Source organism: Alkalimarinus alittae, assembly GCF_026016465.1.
Classification (GTDB): domain Bacteria; phylum Pseudomonadota; class Gammaproteobacteria; order Pseudomonadales; family Oleiphilaceae; genus Alkalimarinus; species Alkalimarinus alittae.
The window spans coordinates 610,865-625,915 of the sequence record NZ_CP100390.1 but is presented as its reverse complement, the minus strand read 5'-3'; the positions used below and the strand labels follow the sequence as shown (position 1 = coordinate 625,915).

Sequence of the window (15,051 nt, the reverse complement as noted above, 5' to 3'; positions counted from 1 at the left end):
ACAGCCCCCTTTAAGTGCTTAAAACTACTCAGTCTGATCCGTAATGGAATCGCTTATCTTTACATACTCGGCAAGCGATAAGTTCTCAGGGCGAAGCGCACTATTTATACCAAGCGCCTCTAACTGTTCTGGGCTTACCAACGTCGACAATGCATTTCTGAGTGTTTTACGACGCATAGTAAAAGCCGTTCTGACAACCCTTTCCAACGTTTTAATATCCTTGGCAGGATGAGGTAGTTTTTTATGCGGCGTTAGCCTGACGATCGCCGAGTCAACTTTAGGACGAGGGTCAAATGCTTCAGGTGGAACAATAAATAACGGCTGTATTTGGCAGTAATATTGGGCCATGATACCCAACCGCCCATAGTTATTTTCACTTGGTCCTGCCGCTAAACGATCAACCACTTCTTTCTGCAACATAAAGTGCATGTCACGCATATTATCGACATGCTTTAGTAGATGAAAAATAAGCGGTGTTGAAATATTATAAGGTAAGTTTCCGACCATTCTCAGGGGTTGCCCAGGTGAAGCCAGCTGATTAAAGTCAAACTTCAATGCATCGGCTTCATGAATGACAAAGTCAGGATAATTAAAAAACTTCGTTCTAAGAATAGGAATGAGGTCTCGATCCAGCTCAACCACATTTAACTTACCATCAGTTGCAGCCAGCAACTCTTCAGTTATAGCACCAAGACCCGGCCCAATTTCCACCATACACTCTTCAGGCTTAGGGTGAATACTGCGGATAATTTGATCGATTACACCATGATCTTGTAAAAAGTTCTGACCAAATCGTTTTCTAGCCTGATGTCCTATATTGGACGATTGCTTTGCCATCTACTTTTTCTCTATTTTGATGGGGTTTCTTGAATTGAGTACAGCGAGTTACGGGCCTTATGACGTAAAGCTGGCAAGCCCCGCCATCAAAGCCGCTGATTTAATAGCTTGCTGAAGACTGCCAATATCGGCCTTACCTGTACCCACCAGATCCAATGCTGTGCCATGATCTACAGAGGTGCGAATAATAGGCAACCCCAGAGTAATATTCACAGCGGACCCGAAACTTTGATATTTTAACACCGGTAGGCCTTGATCATGATACATCGCTAGTACGGCGTCTGCGCCATCAAGCCAGCGTGGCGTAAACAATGTATCGGCAGGGAGAGGCCCTACAAGATTGACCCCTTTTTCACGAAACTCATCGAGCACCGGTGAAATAACCTCTATTTCTTCCATTCCCATATGCCCGCCTTCTCCTGCGTGTGGGTTAAGCCCTGCAACCAAAATCTTAGGTTGAGCTATACCAAACTTAACCGTTAAGTCATGATTAAGAATATTAATAATCTGTCTTAATAACGGCTTAGTAATGGCGCTTGAAACACTGGCCAGCGGTAAGTGTGTCGTAACCAATGCCACACGCATTTTCTCAGAAGCGAGCATCATCACAACCCGATCAACGCCGCAAAGCGCCTGAAGAAACTCCGTATGGCCGGTGAAATCGATACCCGCATCATTAATGATGCCTTTGTGTACAGGTGCAGTGACCATGCCTGAAAACACACCATTCATACAGCCTTCGGCCGCAACCGTAAGGGTTTTCAATACATAGTGGGCATTCTTAGCAGACAGCACACCCGCATCGACAGAGGCATCAAGTGAAACAGGGTAAACAAACACCTGTCCGGGCTTGCTATCGAGTCTATCGCCAGGCTCCCAAAGATGTACATCTAAAGGCAAACCTAATGCGTCGGCTCGTTCTTTAAGCAGAGTCGGCGCACAGACAATAACAACAGGGTCTGAAAACCCTTTCTGGGCAAGTTGGATGCATAAGTCTGGTCCGATGCCGGCTGGCTCTCCAGCAGTAATTGCAAGTGGTAGCATTTGGCTAGCCTTTTATACAACAGATTGACAATGGCCGCTCCAATTAAACAACCAAAGCGATGATTAACCCAAGTAACGATTAACGCTAGCTAGGACCCGTTTTATTTTTTCAGGTCTTCTGATTGGTCATCTTCAGAGGCAGTACGATCTTTAAATTCAACATACGCTTCTTCACGAATTTCTCGCAGCCATAAGCTTAACTCTTCTTCATATTTTCGGCGATGAATAACCTGCCGCGCTTGATTCGCCTGAATTCGATTACCTAAGTCCTCCATTCGTGTGTCTTGAACTTGCAAAATGTGCCAACCAAAGTCTGATAAAAATGGCTGACTCACCTCACCCACGGTACTATTCTGCATAATATCATCAAAGGCCGGAACCATTTCTCCTGGGCTTACCCAGTCAAGACTACCACCACTAATAGCCGAAATAGGATCTTCAGAGTGAGCCTTTGCAATGGCTGCAAAATCATCGCCGCTAATGATTCGTTCACGCAACTGCTCAATATTCTCTTTCGCTTCACGCTCTGTTTTTACTTCACTAGGCTTAATTAAAATATGACGCACATTATACTGTTTAACGAGCTGCTCTGTTCCCCCGCGCTTATCAAGCACGGCGATAATGTGAAAACCACCCGATGTTCTAAGAAGCTCAGAAGGCTCACCTACCTTCAATGTTTGAACAATATCAGCGGCAATTGATGGCACTTCATTCTCTTTACGCCACCCGATAATGCCGCCTTGCAGTGCATTACGCCCATCCGACTTTGCCACAGCGGTCTGTTTAAAGTCTTCCCCACTTTTAAGCTCTGCAATAATAGCCTCCGCACGCTTTCTTGCTTTTTCGACAACGACAGGGTTGGCAGGGTCTGTAATAGAGACCAAGATATGGCCTAAATAGTACTCAGTCGCCGTTCGGCTTTTACCTTCAGAAGACGCAAGAAACGTTTCGATTTCGTTATCGGTAACCCGAACCTTTCGATCAACTTGCCGCTGTTGAACTCGGCTTAATAACAAGTCTCGACGGATCTGCTCTCGGGCTTCTCGGTATGTGACGCCTTCGGACTTTATCGCTTCCTGAAAGTCATCCAATGTCATGCCGTTTCTTTTGGCAATATTCTGCATGGTTTCGTTAAGCTGGTTATCATCTACTCTTAATCCATTTCGCTCAGCCATCTGTAGCTGTATGCTTTCAAGAATCAACTGATCTAACACTCTCTCTGCCATAAGATCAGCAGGTGGAAGCCCTGTACCCTGGGCTTTTAGTCTGGCCGTGATGGTACGAATACGCGCCTCAAGCTCAGATGCCATAACAATATCGTCATCAACAATGACCAATACATGGTCTAACGGCTTTACCTTTCCATAAACTGTAGAAATAGATAACAAAAGCAATATAGACAATGTTAACAAACGAAACAGAGTGTTCTTCAACAACATAAATCAGCACTACCTAATAATATAAAATTCAAGACTAAGCGCATGGCCAGTCTCTAAACAAATTACGTGTTAGTTATATAAACTTTCTCGCCCCAAATAACCAGGCACCTGTTCATCAAGCTCTTCACCACTTTCACCAAAGCCTGCTAAGCCTTTTAACTCAACTCGAAACATAATCGTGTGAGACAGTTCAGCATCATCTGTCAGGTAGCTGCTCGATAAGACCTGCGCTCGCCAGCAGCAACTACGATACTCTAAACCCGCTAATGTACCCGCCGTACGTTTATCATTAAGGTCATACAACCAACGGCCAAAAACACTCACTTTTTTAGTCACAGGGAATATAGTGGAGATATTAGCTTGCTCTAAGGGAGAGCTGTCATCTTTATAGTAGTGACCTAGGTTCAGCACATATCCATAGTCTTTTGTATGAAGACTTAGCGTGCTGTTACCTTCCACTGTCTCATTCTCACTATCATCCCACAACCCTGTTACTTTCAAATCCATGCCTTGAATCGGGGTTAAAATAAACTCACCCGCATAAGGCGACTCACTTTCAGCATACTCACCGACGCCACTTAGGTTAATGCGTTGATCTTCAAAATAATAGATTTTACCAATGCTAAAAACGGCACTATCGATACCGCTAGAAAGCTGCGTGAAGCGGGAGGTTAAACCTAATGTAACACGATTATTATCACCCACCCTATCACCACCAACAAATCGATCATCCGAAAACAGCTGTGAATAGCTGAATGTTTTTACAGACGTGTCGAAGTCAGGAATATCATCCTGCTTGACCTCTGGTGAATGCACATAAAACACTCGAGGCTCTAGTGTTTGGTTATAATCCTGGGTACCAAACTGAAAAGGACGATCAAAATAAAGACCCGCATCAAGAGTTGCAAACGGTACAGTACGACTAATGTCATCATCCCCTAAGCCGTTATCTTCAAGCGCATAGTTACTTTGGTCAATCTTTAGTGATGGTGTGATATAGCCCCATAGTTGCTCCATGGGTAATGATACCTCTGGCTTTATCCTTAAACGACTACCCTGCACCTTGTCATTACCGGTTAGTAGCTCGTTATCGCGGAAGAAGTAGGTATATTGAGATCCAACAGTCCAGTCAAACACTTCATTATCCCAACTGCCAACCAGATTAAGCTCCGGTAGCCTGGAATAAGGTTTGTTGGCTTCGGTGATATTTGAGTCAACGGTTTGGTAACCATGGACCGCGCCATCAAACTGCCAAACATCACCGACATAGCTGATCTTACCGACCCGATCGATATGTGTATCATTGTTTATGCTAAGCGTCCGCGCTAAGTCTTCAAGATAATCGTCATCGCTAACCACATTATAATCAATGCTGGATGACCAGCCTGCAGCAAGTTTCGATTCATTTTCAAAACTGAGCCCCCAGCGTTCGCCATCGCTCCACGGGTACTCTTCGATGTATTCTTCATCATCATTAATATAGCCGAGGTTTATCTTCGACAGCCCGAAGGTATTTAAATGACGACCTTCTAGCTCCGTATAAATCCCTCTACCATGAACATACTGAGGCGTTAACGTCGCATCATAATCAGGGGCTAAATTAAAATAATACGGAGCTGAAAGCGCCAACCCTCTCCCTACATTGGAGCTTCCAATGGACGGGTACAAGAAACCACTTTTTCGGTCATCATTAATCGGGAACGTCACCCAAGGAAAGTAGAAAATAGGTACATCTTGAACTCTAAAGCGAAAATGCTTGGCATACCCCACACCTTCTTCTTGATCAAGCGTGATTTCACTGGCTGCTATCGACCATGCTTTATCATCAGGGTCGCAACGGGTGATGGTACCCTTTTCAATTACGACCAAGTTTTCTGAGGGTCGCTTTACGGTCGCAGACTGACCACGAAACCCTTGCTCATGTGCAAGGTATGAGGCACCTTCAATATCAAATGCCCCCGTTGAAATATCATAATTAACAGTGTCGCCGGTTAAGAACATCTCAGGGCTTCTTAGTTGTATACCCCCTTTAACCGTCACCTGCTGGGTGCTTTGATTTAATTTAGCTGTGCTACCCGTCAAAAAATAGGGCGACTGGGTAATTTCAACCCCCCCCTCGACATAAGCATTTTGCTCGGCATCAAACGAAGCGCTATCTGCCAAAACGCGCATCGGTGTTTCTGAAGGGTCGCCAGATGAGCTAACACTGCCTTCTGGCAAGTATGAGGGGACCACATAGCCGCCCTTACACACCGCGGATAACTTACTGCGTTCTGCTTCAGTCATCTGGTCAATAGGGCGCCAATCAATTTCTGCTGCCGTTTTAGCCCGGCCAGTCTCTGAATTCAGCTCGTCAGCCAATGATTGAGCGGAACCAATAATCAGCGGCAGCACTAATATATGTGCAAATCGATAAACCGTTTTAGTCATTTTATGCTGACTACTCCGCAAATGGGTGCATGTAAATAGTGACAAATAAACCCGCAATGATAAACGGTTATGGCAATAGTCTCCATAGCTTTAACCCAATCGTCACGTTGAATTAACATGTCAACAGCTTACGGTTCCATCAAAGGCCATTGCGGGGCATAATATTGCGCAACTAACATGAGTAAATAGCGTTATGGATCTAAGACTACAACAACTACACAAGTGGTTGGAGCAACAATTTAAGGGTGACACGTTTACGATCGCCCCAGTTTCTGGCGATGCGAGCTTCCGCCGATACTTTAGAGTTGAGCAACAACAGAAGGGCGCCCCATCGTTAACGCATCAATGGATTGCCATGGATGCGCCGCCAGAAAAAGAAGACAGCCGCCCTTTTGTCGCTATTGCACGCCACTGGGAGTCACTAGCCATTCAAGTGCCTCATATTAAAGCCTTCGATTTAGCTCAAGGCTTTATGCTACTCAGCGATTTTGGCAATACGCTATTATTGGACACCACCATCACAGCGCCCAATAAAACAGAATCACTTTATAGGTCTGCTTTAAATACGTTAACGCACATTCAATCTTGCAGCTCACCTGAAGATCACGCCCTGCCGCCATACGATAGCACGCTACTTGCACGTGAAATGGAACTATTTCGCGAATGGCTCGTATCAAAAAAGCTCGGCATTGAACTAAGCCCAGAAGACCATGATCAACTCAACAAGTCATTTCAGTTTCTGATAGATGAAGCGCTAGCCCAACCGATTGTGTGCGTGCACAGAGACTATCATTCTCGAAACCTAATGGCCTTGAGTGACGGTTCTATTGGCGTTATCGATTTCCAAGATGCCGTCATGGGCCCCATCACCTACGATGCAGTATCTCTATTACGTGACTGTTATATCGTATTACCCGCTTCATTTATTGAACAACAACTGCAAGCATTTCATCAAGCCACCCTTGACGCAGGGTTGCATAACGCAGACTATTCACAGTTTCAGCGTTGGTTTGATCTTATGGGCGTACAACGGCACCTGAAAGCGGCCGGGATTTTTGCAAGGCTATCCCTAAGAGATGGTAAGCACGACTATCTAAACGATATACCGAGAACCGTTAACTATATCGAACGTGTTTCGTCTAACTACACGCAATTAAATGACTTTAATCACTGGTTAAAAGCCGTCGTAATACCCGCAATTAATCACCAGCTACCACCACCGGCAACCCACTCTCAACCAGAAGCCGCGGCCAGCCAAGGGTTGTAGTATAGTGAAAGCAATGATTTTAGCCGCAGGCCTTGGCACTCGAATGCGGCCACTGACCGACCACACCCCCAAACCTCTGCTCAAGGCTGCAGGAAAACCTTTAATTCAATATCATCTGGATAGATTAGCGGCATCCGGCATCAAGGATGTGGTTATCAATACATCATGGTTAGGTCATCAAATTTCAGACTATATCGACAGCATTCTGACCAGCGACACGGCGTCATCTAGCTGCTCGATTCAAGTCATACATGAAGCGTCACCCCTTGAAACCGCAGGCGGCATCATCAATGCACTACCTCTGCTATCTAATAAGGATGAGCCCTTTTTTATTGTGGTCAACGGTGATGTCTGGTCAGACTTTGATTACGCAGAACTGCTTAATATAGCAACCAACCTACCAGACTCAACGCTCGCTCACTTAGTCATGGTAGACAACCCATCCCAACACCCCAGCGGTGACTTTCATCTATTTGAGAATGGAGCAATATCAGAAGATAACTCAGATAACATCAAGCATAGCGAAAAACTCACCTTTAGCGGCATCAGCCTGTTGAGTGCAAAACTTTTTGATCACTGTACACCAGGTAAACACCCTCTCGCGCCATTATTAAAAGACGCGATGAGAAATCAGCAGGTCAGTGGCCACAAAACAAACTGTACTTGGATGGATATTGGCACACCAGAACGCTTAGAACAGCTTAACCAATATATTTTATCAGGTGAACCGTCTAGTTAGTCTTCTTTACCGCTGTCTGCATGCCTGGTGCATTAACCTTAAGCCAACTACGAATCCGTTGCGTTAATGTACTTACCTCCATCGACCCCATATCAGCAATTGGCAATTTAACGAGAGAGTAACCGGTATAGCTATTTCGTTTCGCTTGCCCTGATCGCCTTTTACCTTCAGCAACCCCTGTACGGGAGGATGAATCAACCACATCCAATATTTTTAGCGGAAACGAATCCCCTCCTAACTTGCCAAAATCTAACTGCTGAGTCTCGGTTAACTGAGCATCAACCCAAATAACCGACACCCCCTCTTCAGGTAAAAAACCTTTATTCTTCGATAAGTACGTCAACACACCTTGGGCGCCTTGTTGATAGCCAACTAACACAATATTTTGATAACTTTTTTTGGCAACATAGTCCAGCGCTGACTTGAGCCTCATTTGTACTTTTTCTTCAAAAGGTATGGCCGTAGGAACAACCTCTTTCTCATTGGCGGAAATATCAATAACATCTTCACCTGAATCTTCTGCCGCTAAATCAGCAGCCGTTTCAGTGGGCTCCGCTTCATCATCTACACTGGTTTCAGCACTATTTAAATCATTCTCGCCATCTACATTTTCTGCAGCATCGCCCCCTACCTCTTCACCGCCCTCTTTTTTAGCTATGTCGAACTTGGCGTACCGCCCTGAAAACCGAGGTGCAGTGTCCGATGCCTCAACCGTCTCATTGACTTTTGCCTGCAAATCTCGAGCAGGCACTGAGGCGGAGTCCTTATAAGGCAGCATGATCGATAACGTGTACCACCCATCATCCGTCAATAGCGTTCTGAGTGGTTTGATTACGTTAGGCCAATTGAGATGCTGCTCAGCTCCATGAATAAGAATGACCGCCCCCTGAGACTCCGCTGAATTTTCATAAAGCTCCAGTGCAAGAAAAGCGCTCTCGCCTTCTGAACGCTCTGAGCTTTGAAGCCAAACAATTTGACTCTTAACTGATTCGTCAGCAAGGGCCGCCTGTTTCATAGACTCGGGGGATAAGTGGACTCTTTTTGCCGTCTCAAGTGGTGCAATTTTCCCCTCATCACTCGCGTCACCGCCATCACTAACGCCTGTGGTATTGTTACCTTCATCAGCCGTATTCTCCTCTCCACTGACCGCTAATGGCAAAGACAAACCAAGCACCAAGAACACACAGCCAGCGCGAAAAAAACGAGCTAACGTTAACACTATATTTTTTACGCACAATATTTTTTTTACGGTCATAAAATTATTGATTAGCCACTGTAAAAGGTGCATTGAGGATTACTATTTCGACTCATTCAGTTAGAATATCGCAAATTTCATCGGTAATGGGAAGCAGGCCAACACGACCTGAGTAATTCCTTCATTATTAGTACGTTCAAAATTAGTGCTTTCAACACCACTCAACAAAAGAGACGCTCATGCCTGACTTTAAAATTGCACCTTCTATTTTATCGGCTGATTTTGCAAAACTTGGAGAAGAAGTTGACACCGTACTGAGCTCCGGTGCTGATATCGTTCACTTTGACGTAATGGATAACCATTATGTCCCCAACTTGACGATCGGCCCAATGGTCTGCGAAGCATTAAGAAAGCATGGCGTGACAGCGCCTATCGATGCCCACCTAATGGTTAAACCAGTTGATGACATGATCCGCTCTTTTATTGATGCGGGCGCGACATATATCACGTTTCACCCTGAAGCCTCTGACCATATCGACCGCTCATTACAACTGATTCGTGATGGCGGCTGTAAAGCAGGTTTAGTGTTTAACCCTGCCACCCCGCTGCATTATATGGATTATGTCATGGACAAACTCGACATGGTCCTTCTAATGTCGGTGAACCCAGGCTTTGGCGGTCAAAAGTTCATTCCTGGCACTCTCGACAAGCTTCGTATCGCACGAGAAAAAATCGATCAAAGTGGGCGTGCAATCCGACTTGAAATTGATGGTGGCGTAACCGTTGATAATATTCGTGAAATCGCAGAGGCAGGTGCTGATACTTTTGTCGCCGGCTCCGCCATTTTCAAAACCGATAATTATAAAGAAACGATTGATGCGATGAGAGCACAACTGGCATTGGCCGACAGTACTCAAGCTTAAGATCATCACGAAGCGAGGCGTATCACCGCCTCCGCCATTCTCTCTGTCGCGATAGTGGCGGAGATTATACCTATAAAGGTGAGGCACTCACTAACACTCATCAGGATATATAAATGACCGTACTCGATTCTTTGTTTCCTAATTCATCACCTAAACTGGTTATGTTTGACTTGGATGGAACCTTAGTTGATAGCGTTCCAGACTTAGCAACCGCCATCGACCAAATGCTGCATCACTTAGACCGCCCAGCAGCAGGGGAAGACAAAGTTCGCGTGTGGGTAGGAAACGGTGCAGCGACACTGGTGAAACGAGCCTTGGCAGATAGCATGGGAACCCAAGATCTTGAAAGTATCCCAGCGGATATCTATGAAGAAGGGTTCCGCCACTTCATGATTCAGTATCACAAAGTAAATGGTGATAAAAGCACCCTTTACCCTGGTGTTATCGAGGTCATGAAAAAACTGGCGGCAGATGAGTGCATCTTAGCTATCGTGACCAATAAACCTGGGCGATTCACCGATCAACTACTCTGCAAACTAGGCATTCATTTCAACTATGTTATTAGTGGCGATACGTTGGAAAATAAAAAACCAGCGCCGGATCAGCTAATATACTGTATGCAACAAGCTAACTGTACTGCGGCAGAAACGGTGATGATTGGCGACTCAATTAGCGATGTAACGGCCGCCAAAGCGATAAATGTACCAGTGGTCTGTGTGAGTTATGGCTATAATCATGGTGAAAGTATTCACGATGCCTCACCCGATGCAGTTATTGATTCACTCATTGAGCTACTGTAATCTAGAGACTCTTGGCTAAGTGCCAGATAAAAGACTTAAAAGATCTATTTTTTGGAGTATTCCGACGTGCAGAACACAACAAATAACAACTTTAATTGGCTTGGCGACGAGATTATCGCCCGATGGCGCAGATAACACACCACATTTCAAACGCCAGAACACCGTTAAAGTTCGATATTTAAGCGGCGCAAATAGCCCCGCAGTGACTGTAGAACACGAAAGGATACAACAATGACACCAGAACAGTTTGATCGCCTCGCAGAAGAGGGATTTAATCGCATACCTGTTACTCGAGAAGTCTTAGCCGACCTCGACACCCCCTTAAGCAGCTACATGAAGCTTGCCAGCGGCCCGTACTCGTACCTCCTTGAGTCAGTTCAGGGCGGAGAAAAATGGGGCCGGTATTCTATCATCGGCTTGCCCTGCCGAAAGATACTCAAGGTCAGCGGTCATCAAGTCACCATCACCCAAGATGGGAATATCGTTGAGACTTGCGAAGTTGAAGACCCCCTTGCGTTTATCGAAGTATTTCAAACACGCTATCGTGCTGCGGACTTGCCAGACCTCCCCCGTTTTAATGGCGGGCTGGTCGGTTATTTTGGCTATGACACAGTGCGCTATATTGAGCCCAGACTATCTGGAAAAGCGCCTCAAGACCCGTTGGGAACACCCGACATATTGTTGATGGTCTCAGAAGAAGTCGTAGTGTTTGATAATCTTAGCGGCAAACTTATATTGATTCACCATGCCGACCCTGCTGAGCCCCATGCTTACGGAAATGCGCAAAAAGCGCTCGACCAACTAGTACACAAACTACGTACCGTATCGACCTCGTCGTTTGAAAAGCAAATATCACCAACCGAAGTCACCGAAAGTGACTTTGTTTCTGGTTTCACACAAGAGCGATTTGAAGCCTCTGTCGACAAGATTAAAGAGTACATTCTCTCGGGTGACGTTATGCAAACGGTCATCGCGCAACGAATGTCTATCCCCTTTGAAGCAGAGCCGTTGGATTTATACCGCGCCCTTCGCTGCTTGAATCCTTCGCCGTATATGTACTTTTTAAACCTCGAAGACTTCTATATTGTCGGTTCATCACCCGAAATTTTAGCCCGTGTTGAAGACAACGAAGTCACCGTCAGACCCATCGCAGGGACTCGTAAACGAGGGGCGACAGAAGAACAAGATTTAGCCTTAGAAAAAGAACTATTAGCCGACCCTAAAGAAATTGCAGAACACCTAATGCTCATCGACCTAGGTCGAAACGATGCAGGCCGAGTGAGCAAAATAGGCACGGTAAGGCTCACCGACAAGATGGTTGTAGAGCGTTACTCTCATGTGATGCATATCGTATCAAACGTCAAAGGTCAGCTAAAAGAAGGGGTTTCTCCCATTGATGTACTCAAAGCAACGCTACCTGCCGGAACGCTCAGCGGCGCACCAAAAATCAGAGCGATGGAAATCATCGACGAGCTAGAACCCGTTAAACGGGGGGTATATGGTGGCGCTGTAGGCTATCTATCTTGGAATGGTAATATGGATACCGCGATTGCTATTCGAACGGCGGTCATTAAAGACAAAAAGCTGCATATTCAAGCGGGTGCTGGCGTAGTTGCGGATTCTATACCGAGGCTCGAATGGAAAGAAACCATGAATAAAGGCCGGGCCATTTTTAAAGCCGTTGCCATGGCCACTAAAGGGCTAGACGGCTAACAACTGGGTGGGCAAAACACACCCTAGTTGATTAAAATATGTGCTGTTGATACTTGTTCTATTGAAACTTATTGCTACTGGAGCAATTTATGCTTCTTATGATCGACAATTATGACTCATTCACCTACAACGTCGTCCAGTATTTGGGCGAACTAGGGGCGGATGTGCAGGTTCATCGTAATGATGAAATCACTATCGAACAGATAAAAGCGCTCAACCCAGAGAAAATTGTGATTTCTCCCGGCCCTTGTACACCCAACGAAGCAGGTATTTCCATGAAGGTAATTGAAACCTTCGCCGGCAAACTACCTATATTGGGCATCTGCCTTGGACATCAGAGCATTGGCCAAGTTTTTGGTGCCAAAGTCGTTCGGGCGGGCCAAGTGATGCACGGCAAAACATCGATGATTAAACATGCTGATGCCGGTGTATTTAAGGGGCTCACAAACCCTTTTGAAGCGACCCGTTATCACTCATTAGTCATCTGTAAAAATCATCTTCCAGACTGCCTAGAAGTGACGGCTTGGACAGAAAACCAAGACGGCAGCATGGAAGAAATTATGGGCGTGCGCCATAAAACACTGGATATCGAAGGGGTTCAATTTCACCCTGAGTCGATTCTCACCCAGCACGGCCATGATCTATTGAAAAATTTTTTAGATAAATAATGTCTAAAACAACACAAGAATTAAAAAAAGAATAGATAAAGGAACCTCTATGGATATCAAAGCTGCACTTAAAGCGGTTGTCGATCGCAGAGACCTCTCAACTGAAGAGATGCAGACTGTCATGCGCGAAATCATGACAGGGCAAACAACAGACTCACAAATAGGCGGCTTTTTAGTCGGCCTTCGCATGAAAGGCGAAAGTATCGACGAAATAACCGGCGCAGCTCAAGTCATGAGAGAGCTTGCCACCCAAGTTGATATTAAAGGCGAATACCTTGTTGATACCTGCGGAACAGGCGGGGATGGCTCTAACTTATTTAACGTATCAACCGCTAGTGCCTTTGTTGTTGCGGCCGCCGGCGCGCAAGTCGCTAAACATGGTAACCGCGGCGTTAGCAGCAGCACTGGCAGTGCCGATGTGCTTGAAGCCGCAGGTATTAATCTTAATATTACCGCTGAGCAAGTGGCGCGTTGTGTCGATGAAATTGGACTTGGCTTTATGTTCGCACCCGGCCACCACAGCGCAATGAAGCATGCTATCGGTCCGCGTAAAGAAATGGGTTTAAGAACTATTTTCAATATGCTTGGCCCAATGACAAACCCCGCAGGCGTTAAAAACCAGGTCATTGGCGTGTTTAGTCAAGCGCTTTGCCGCCCTATGGCTGAAGTGCTTAAGCGCTTAGGCAGCGAGCATGTGCTAATTGTTCATTCAGCCGACGGGCTTGATGAAATCAGTATTGCCAATAAAACCTATATAGCCGAACTGAAAAATGGCGACATTACTGAATATACAATTACACCAGAAGACTTTGATATTCAAAGTAAAAGCCTTATTGGATTAACCGTTGAAAACGCGCAAGAGAGCCTCGCGCTAATCAAAGCGGCGTTAGGCAAAGACCATTCAGACAAAGCCAACAATGCGCGTGATATCATCACACTCAATGCGGGTGCAGCCATTTATGTATCAGATCTAGCAGACACGCTAGAAGACGGCATCGCCATGGCGGCAGACGCCATTGGAAGTGGCCTAGCACTGGCAAAAATTAATGACTTAGCAAGTTTCACCACACTGCTAAAAGACTAAAGAGCTTAATTCTGTCATGAACACCACTGATACGATACCCGCCTCTACGCCAACAATTTTGAAAACCATCGTTGAGCGTAAATGGCAAGAAGTTGGAGAACGCCAGAAGATTCTATCACTGGCAAACTGCAAGGCAATGGCGTTTGATCAACCTCCAACACGAGGTTTCGTAGAGGCTATCGCTACCAAAATAAGCGCGGGCAAGCCTGCCGTTATTGCAGAAATAAAAAAAGCCTCACCGAGCAAAGGGGTGATTCGCGAAAATTTCATCCCCGCTGAGATTGCGGTAAGCTATGAGACAGCAGGCGCTGCGTGCTTATCGGTGCTCACCGATCATGATTTTTTTCAGGGGCATGAAGACTACCTCAAGCAAGCGCGCAATGCCTGCTCTCTCCCGGTGATTCGAAAAGACTTTATGGTTGACCCATACCAGATTTTTGAAAGCAGAGTCATTGGCGGTGATTGCATTCTATTAATTGCAGCTTGCCTCAGCACTGGTCAAATGCAAGACCTCGCAGGCCTTGCCAAAGAGGTCGGTCTCGATGTATTAGTTGAAGTGCACAACGCCCAAGAGCTCGAAAGTGCTTTAACCCTCAATACCAAACTACTCGGCATCAATAATCGAGACTTACACTCTTTTGACGTGTCACTGAATACCACGTTCGAATTACTAAAAAGCATCCCAGAAAACCGTATTGTAGTGACAGAAAGCGGCATTAATAGCGCTTTAGATGTTCAACAAATGCAGCAACATCATGTCAACAGTTTTTTAGTAGGCGAGTCATTTATGCGCGCCGATGACCCAGGGCAAAAGCTATCTGAACTTTTCTTCTAGTTTTCGTTCTCTGTTAATTACTTAGACCCTACTGCTACCCGTTTGGTAGTGCTAGGGTTTTTCTTTCAAACCCTACA

13 protein-coding genes are annotated in these 15,051 nt (G+C 45.6%); 8 read left to right on the top strand and 5 right to left on the bottom strand.

Features of this window, described 5'->3' with window-relative positions:
* Positions 1 to 24: 24 nt before the first annotated feature.
* The 4 genes from rsmA to NKI27_RS02680 form a co-directional block, all read right to left on the bottom strand.
* Positions 25 to 837 carry a 16S rRNA (adenine(1518)-N(6)/adenine(1519)-N(6))-dimethyltransferase RsmA gene (gene rsmA, locus NKI27_RS02695; RefSeq protein ID WP_265048163.1) on the bottom strand — a complete coding sequence of 271 codons (813 nt, stop codon included), beginning with the start codon at positions 835 to 837 and terminating at the stop codon, positions 25 to 27.
* A gap of 57 nt (positions 838 to 894) precedes the next feature.
* Entirely contained in the window at positions 895 to 1,881 is a 987-nt protein-coding gene (gene pdxA, locus NKI27_RS02690) for a 4-hydroxythreonine-4-phosphate dehydrogenase PdxA (RefSeq protein ID WP_265048162.1), read from the bottom strand.
* A gap of 101 nt (positions 1,882 to 1,982) precedes the next feature.
* Positions 1,983 to 3,320 carry a peptidylprolyl isomerase gene (locus NKI27_RS02685; RefSeq protein WP_265048161.1) on the bottom strand — a complete coding sequence of 446 codons (1,338 nt, stop codon included), beginning with the start codon at positions 3,318 to 3,320 and terminating at the stop codon, positions 1,983 to 1,985.
* Between the two features lie 69 nt (positions 3,321 to 3,389).
* Positions 3,390 to 5,750, bottom strand: coding sequence for an LPS-assembly protein LptD (locus tag NKI27_RS02680; protein ID WP_265048160.1), 2,361 nt, complete (start codon positions 5,748 to 5,750; stop codon positions 3,390 to 3,392).
* 193 nt (positions 5,751 to 5,943) lie between these two features.
* Between NKI27_RS02680 and NKI27_RS02675 the strand changes: the two genes are divergently transcribed.
* Together NKI27_RS02675 and murU are read left to right on the top strand one after the other, a co-directional pair.
* Complete coding sequence (locus NKI27_RS02675) at positions 5,944 to 7,017, top strand: aminoglycoside phosphotransferase family protein (RefSeq protein ID WP_265048159.1); 1,074 nt, start codon at positions 5,944 to 5,946, stop codon at positions 7,015 to 7,017.
* A gap of 13 nt (positions 7,018 to 7,030) precedes the next feature.
* Positions 7,031 to 7,756 (top strand): N-acetylmuramate alpha-1-phosphate uridylyltransferase MurU, encoded by a 726-nt coding sequence (murU, locus tag NKI27_RS02670; RefSeq protein ID WP_406803122.1) that lies wholly within the window; start codon positions 7,031 to 7,033, stop codon positions 7,754 to 7,756.
* On the opposite strand, the gene NKI27_RS02665 is transcribed toward murU, so the two are convergent.
* Positions 7,749 to 8,921 (bottom strand): alpha/beta hydrolase family protein, encoded by a 1,173-nt coding sequence (locus tag NKI27_RS02665; protein ID WP_265048157.1) that lies wholly within the window; start codon positions 8,919 to 8,921, stop codon positions 7,749 to 7,751. The two genes, murU and NKI27_RS02665, sit on opposite strands and share 8 nt — an antisense overlap.
* Positions 8,922 to 9,190: 269 nt before the next feature.
* On the opposite strand from NKI27_RS02665, the gene rpe reads away from it, so the two are divergent.
* The 6 genes from rpe (at position 9,191) to trpC (ending at position 14,974) form a co-directional block, all read left to right on the top strand.
* Positions 9,191 to 9,874 carry a ribulose-phosphate 3-epimerase gene (rpe, locus tag NKI27_RS02660; RefSeq protein ID WP_265048156.1) on the top strand — a complete coding sequence of 228 codons (684 nt, stop codon included), beginning with the start codon at positions 9,191 to 9,193 and terminating at the stop codon, positions 9,872 to 9,874.
* Positions 9,875 to 9,987: 113 nt separating this feature from the next.
* Positions 9,988 to 10,674 (top strand): phosphoglycolate phosphatase, encoded by a 687-nt coding sequence (locus NKI27_RS02655; protein WP_265048155.1) that lies wholly within the window; start codon positions 9,988 to 9,990, stop codon positions 10,672 to 10,674.
* A gap of 231 nt (positions 10,675 to 10,905) precedes the next feature.
* Positions 10,906 to 12,387, top strand: coding sequence for an anthranilate synthase component I (gene trpE, locus NKI27_RS02650; protein ID WP_265048154.1), 1,482 nt, complete (start codon positions 10,906 to 10,908; stop codon positions 12,385 to 12,387).
* Positions 12,388 to 12,476: 89 nt separating this feature from the next.
* A complete protein-coding gene (locus NKI27_RS02645) occupies positions 12,477 to 13,055 on the top strand; it encodes an anthranilate synthase component II (RefSeq protein WP_265048153.1) in 579 nt (192 codons plus the stop codon).
* 49 nt (positions 13,056 to 13,104) lie between these two features.
* Complete coding sequence (trpD, locus tag NKI27_RS02640; protein WP_265048152.1) at positions 13,105 to 14,139, top strand: anthranilate phosphoribosyltransferase; 1,035 nt, start codon at positions 13,105 to 13,107, stop codon at positions 14,137 to 14,139.
* A 16-nt stretch (positions 14,140 to 14,155) separates the two neighbouring features.
* Positions 14,156 to 14,974: an indole-3-glycerol phosphate synthase TrpC gene (trpC, locus tag NKI27_RS02635; protein ID WP_265048151.1), complete on the top strand. Its 819-nt coding sequence runs from the start codon at positions 14,156 to 14,158 to the stop codon at positions 14,972 to 14,974.
* The last annotated feature ends 77 nt before the right edge of the window (positions 14,975 to 15,051 follow it).

Excerpts from the sequence above, each read along its gene's own strand:
- rpe (WP_265048156.1), top strand. The coding sequence starts at position 9,191 with ATGCCTGACTTTAAAATTGCACCTTCTATTTTATCGGCTGATTTTGCA.
- murU (WP_406803122.1), top strand. The coding sequence starts at position 7,031 with ATGATTTTAGCCGCAGGCCTTGGCACTCGAATGCGGCCACTGACCGAC.
- rsmA (WP_265048163.1), bottom strand. The coding sequence starts at position 837 with ATGGCAAAGCAATCGTCCAATATAGGACATCAGGCTAGAAAACGATTT.
- trpE (WP_265048154.1), top strand. The coding sequence starts at position 10,906 with ATGACACCAGAACAGTTTGATCGCCTCGCAGAAGAGGGATTTAATCGC.
- NKI27_RS02675 (WP_265048159.1), top strand. The coding sequence starts at position 5,944 with ATGGATCTAAGACTACAACAACTACACAAGTGGTTGGAGCAACAATTT.
- pdxA (WP_265048162.1), bottom strand. The coding sequence starts at position 1,881 with ATGCTACCACTTGCAATTACTGCTGGAGAGCCAGCCGGCATCGGACCA.
- trpC (WP_265048151.1), top strand. The coding sequence starts at position 14,156 with ATGAACACCACTGATACGATACCCGCCTCTACGCCAACAATTTTGAAA.
- trpD (WP_265048152.1), top strand. The coding sequence starts at position 13,105 with ATGGATATCAAAGCTGCACTTAAAGCGGTTGTCGATCGCAGAGACCTC.
- NKI27_RS02680 (WP_265048160.1), bottom strand. The coding sequence starts at position 5,750 with ATGACTAAAACGGTTTATCGATTTGCACATATATTAGTGCTGCCGCTG.
- NKI27_RS02655 (WP_265048155.1), top strand. The coding sequence starts at position 9,988 with ATGACCGTACTCGATTCTTTGTTTCCTAATTCATCACCTAAACTGGTT.
- NKI27_RS02685 (WP_265048161.1), bottom strand. The coding sequence starts at position 3,320 with ATGTTGTTGAAGAACACTCTGTTTCGTTTGTTAACATTGTCTATATTG.
- NKI27_RS02645 (WP_265048153.1), top strand. The coding sequence starts at position 12,477 with ATGCTTCTTATGATCGACAATTATGACTCATTCACCTACAACGTCGTC.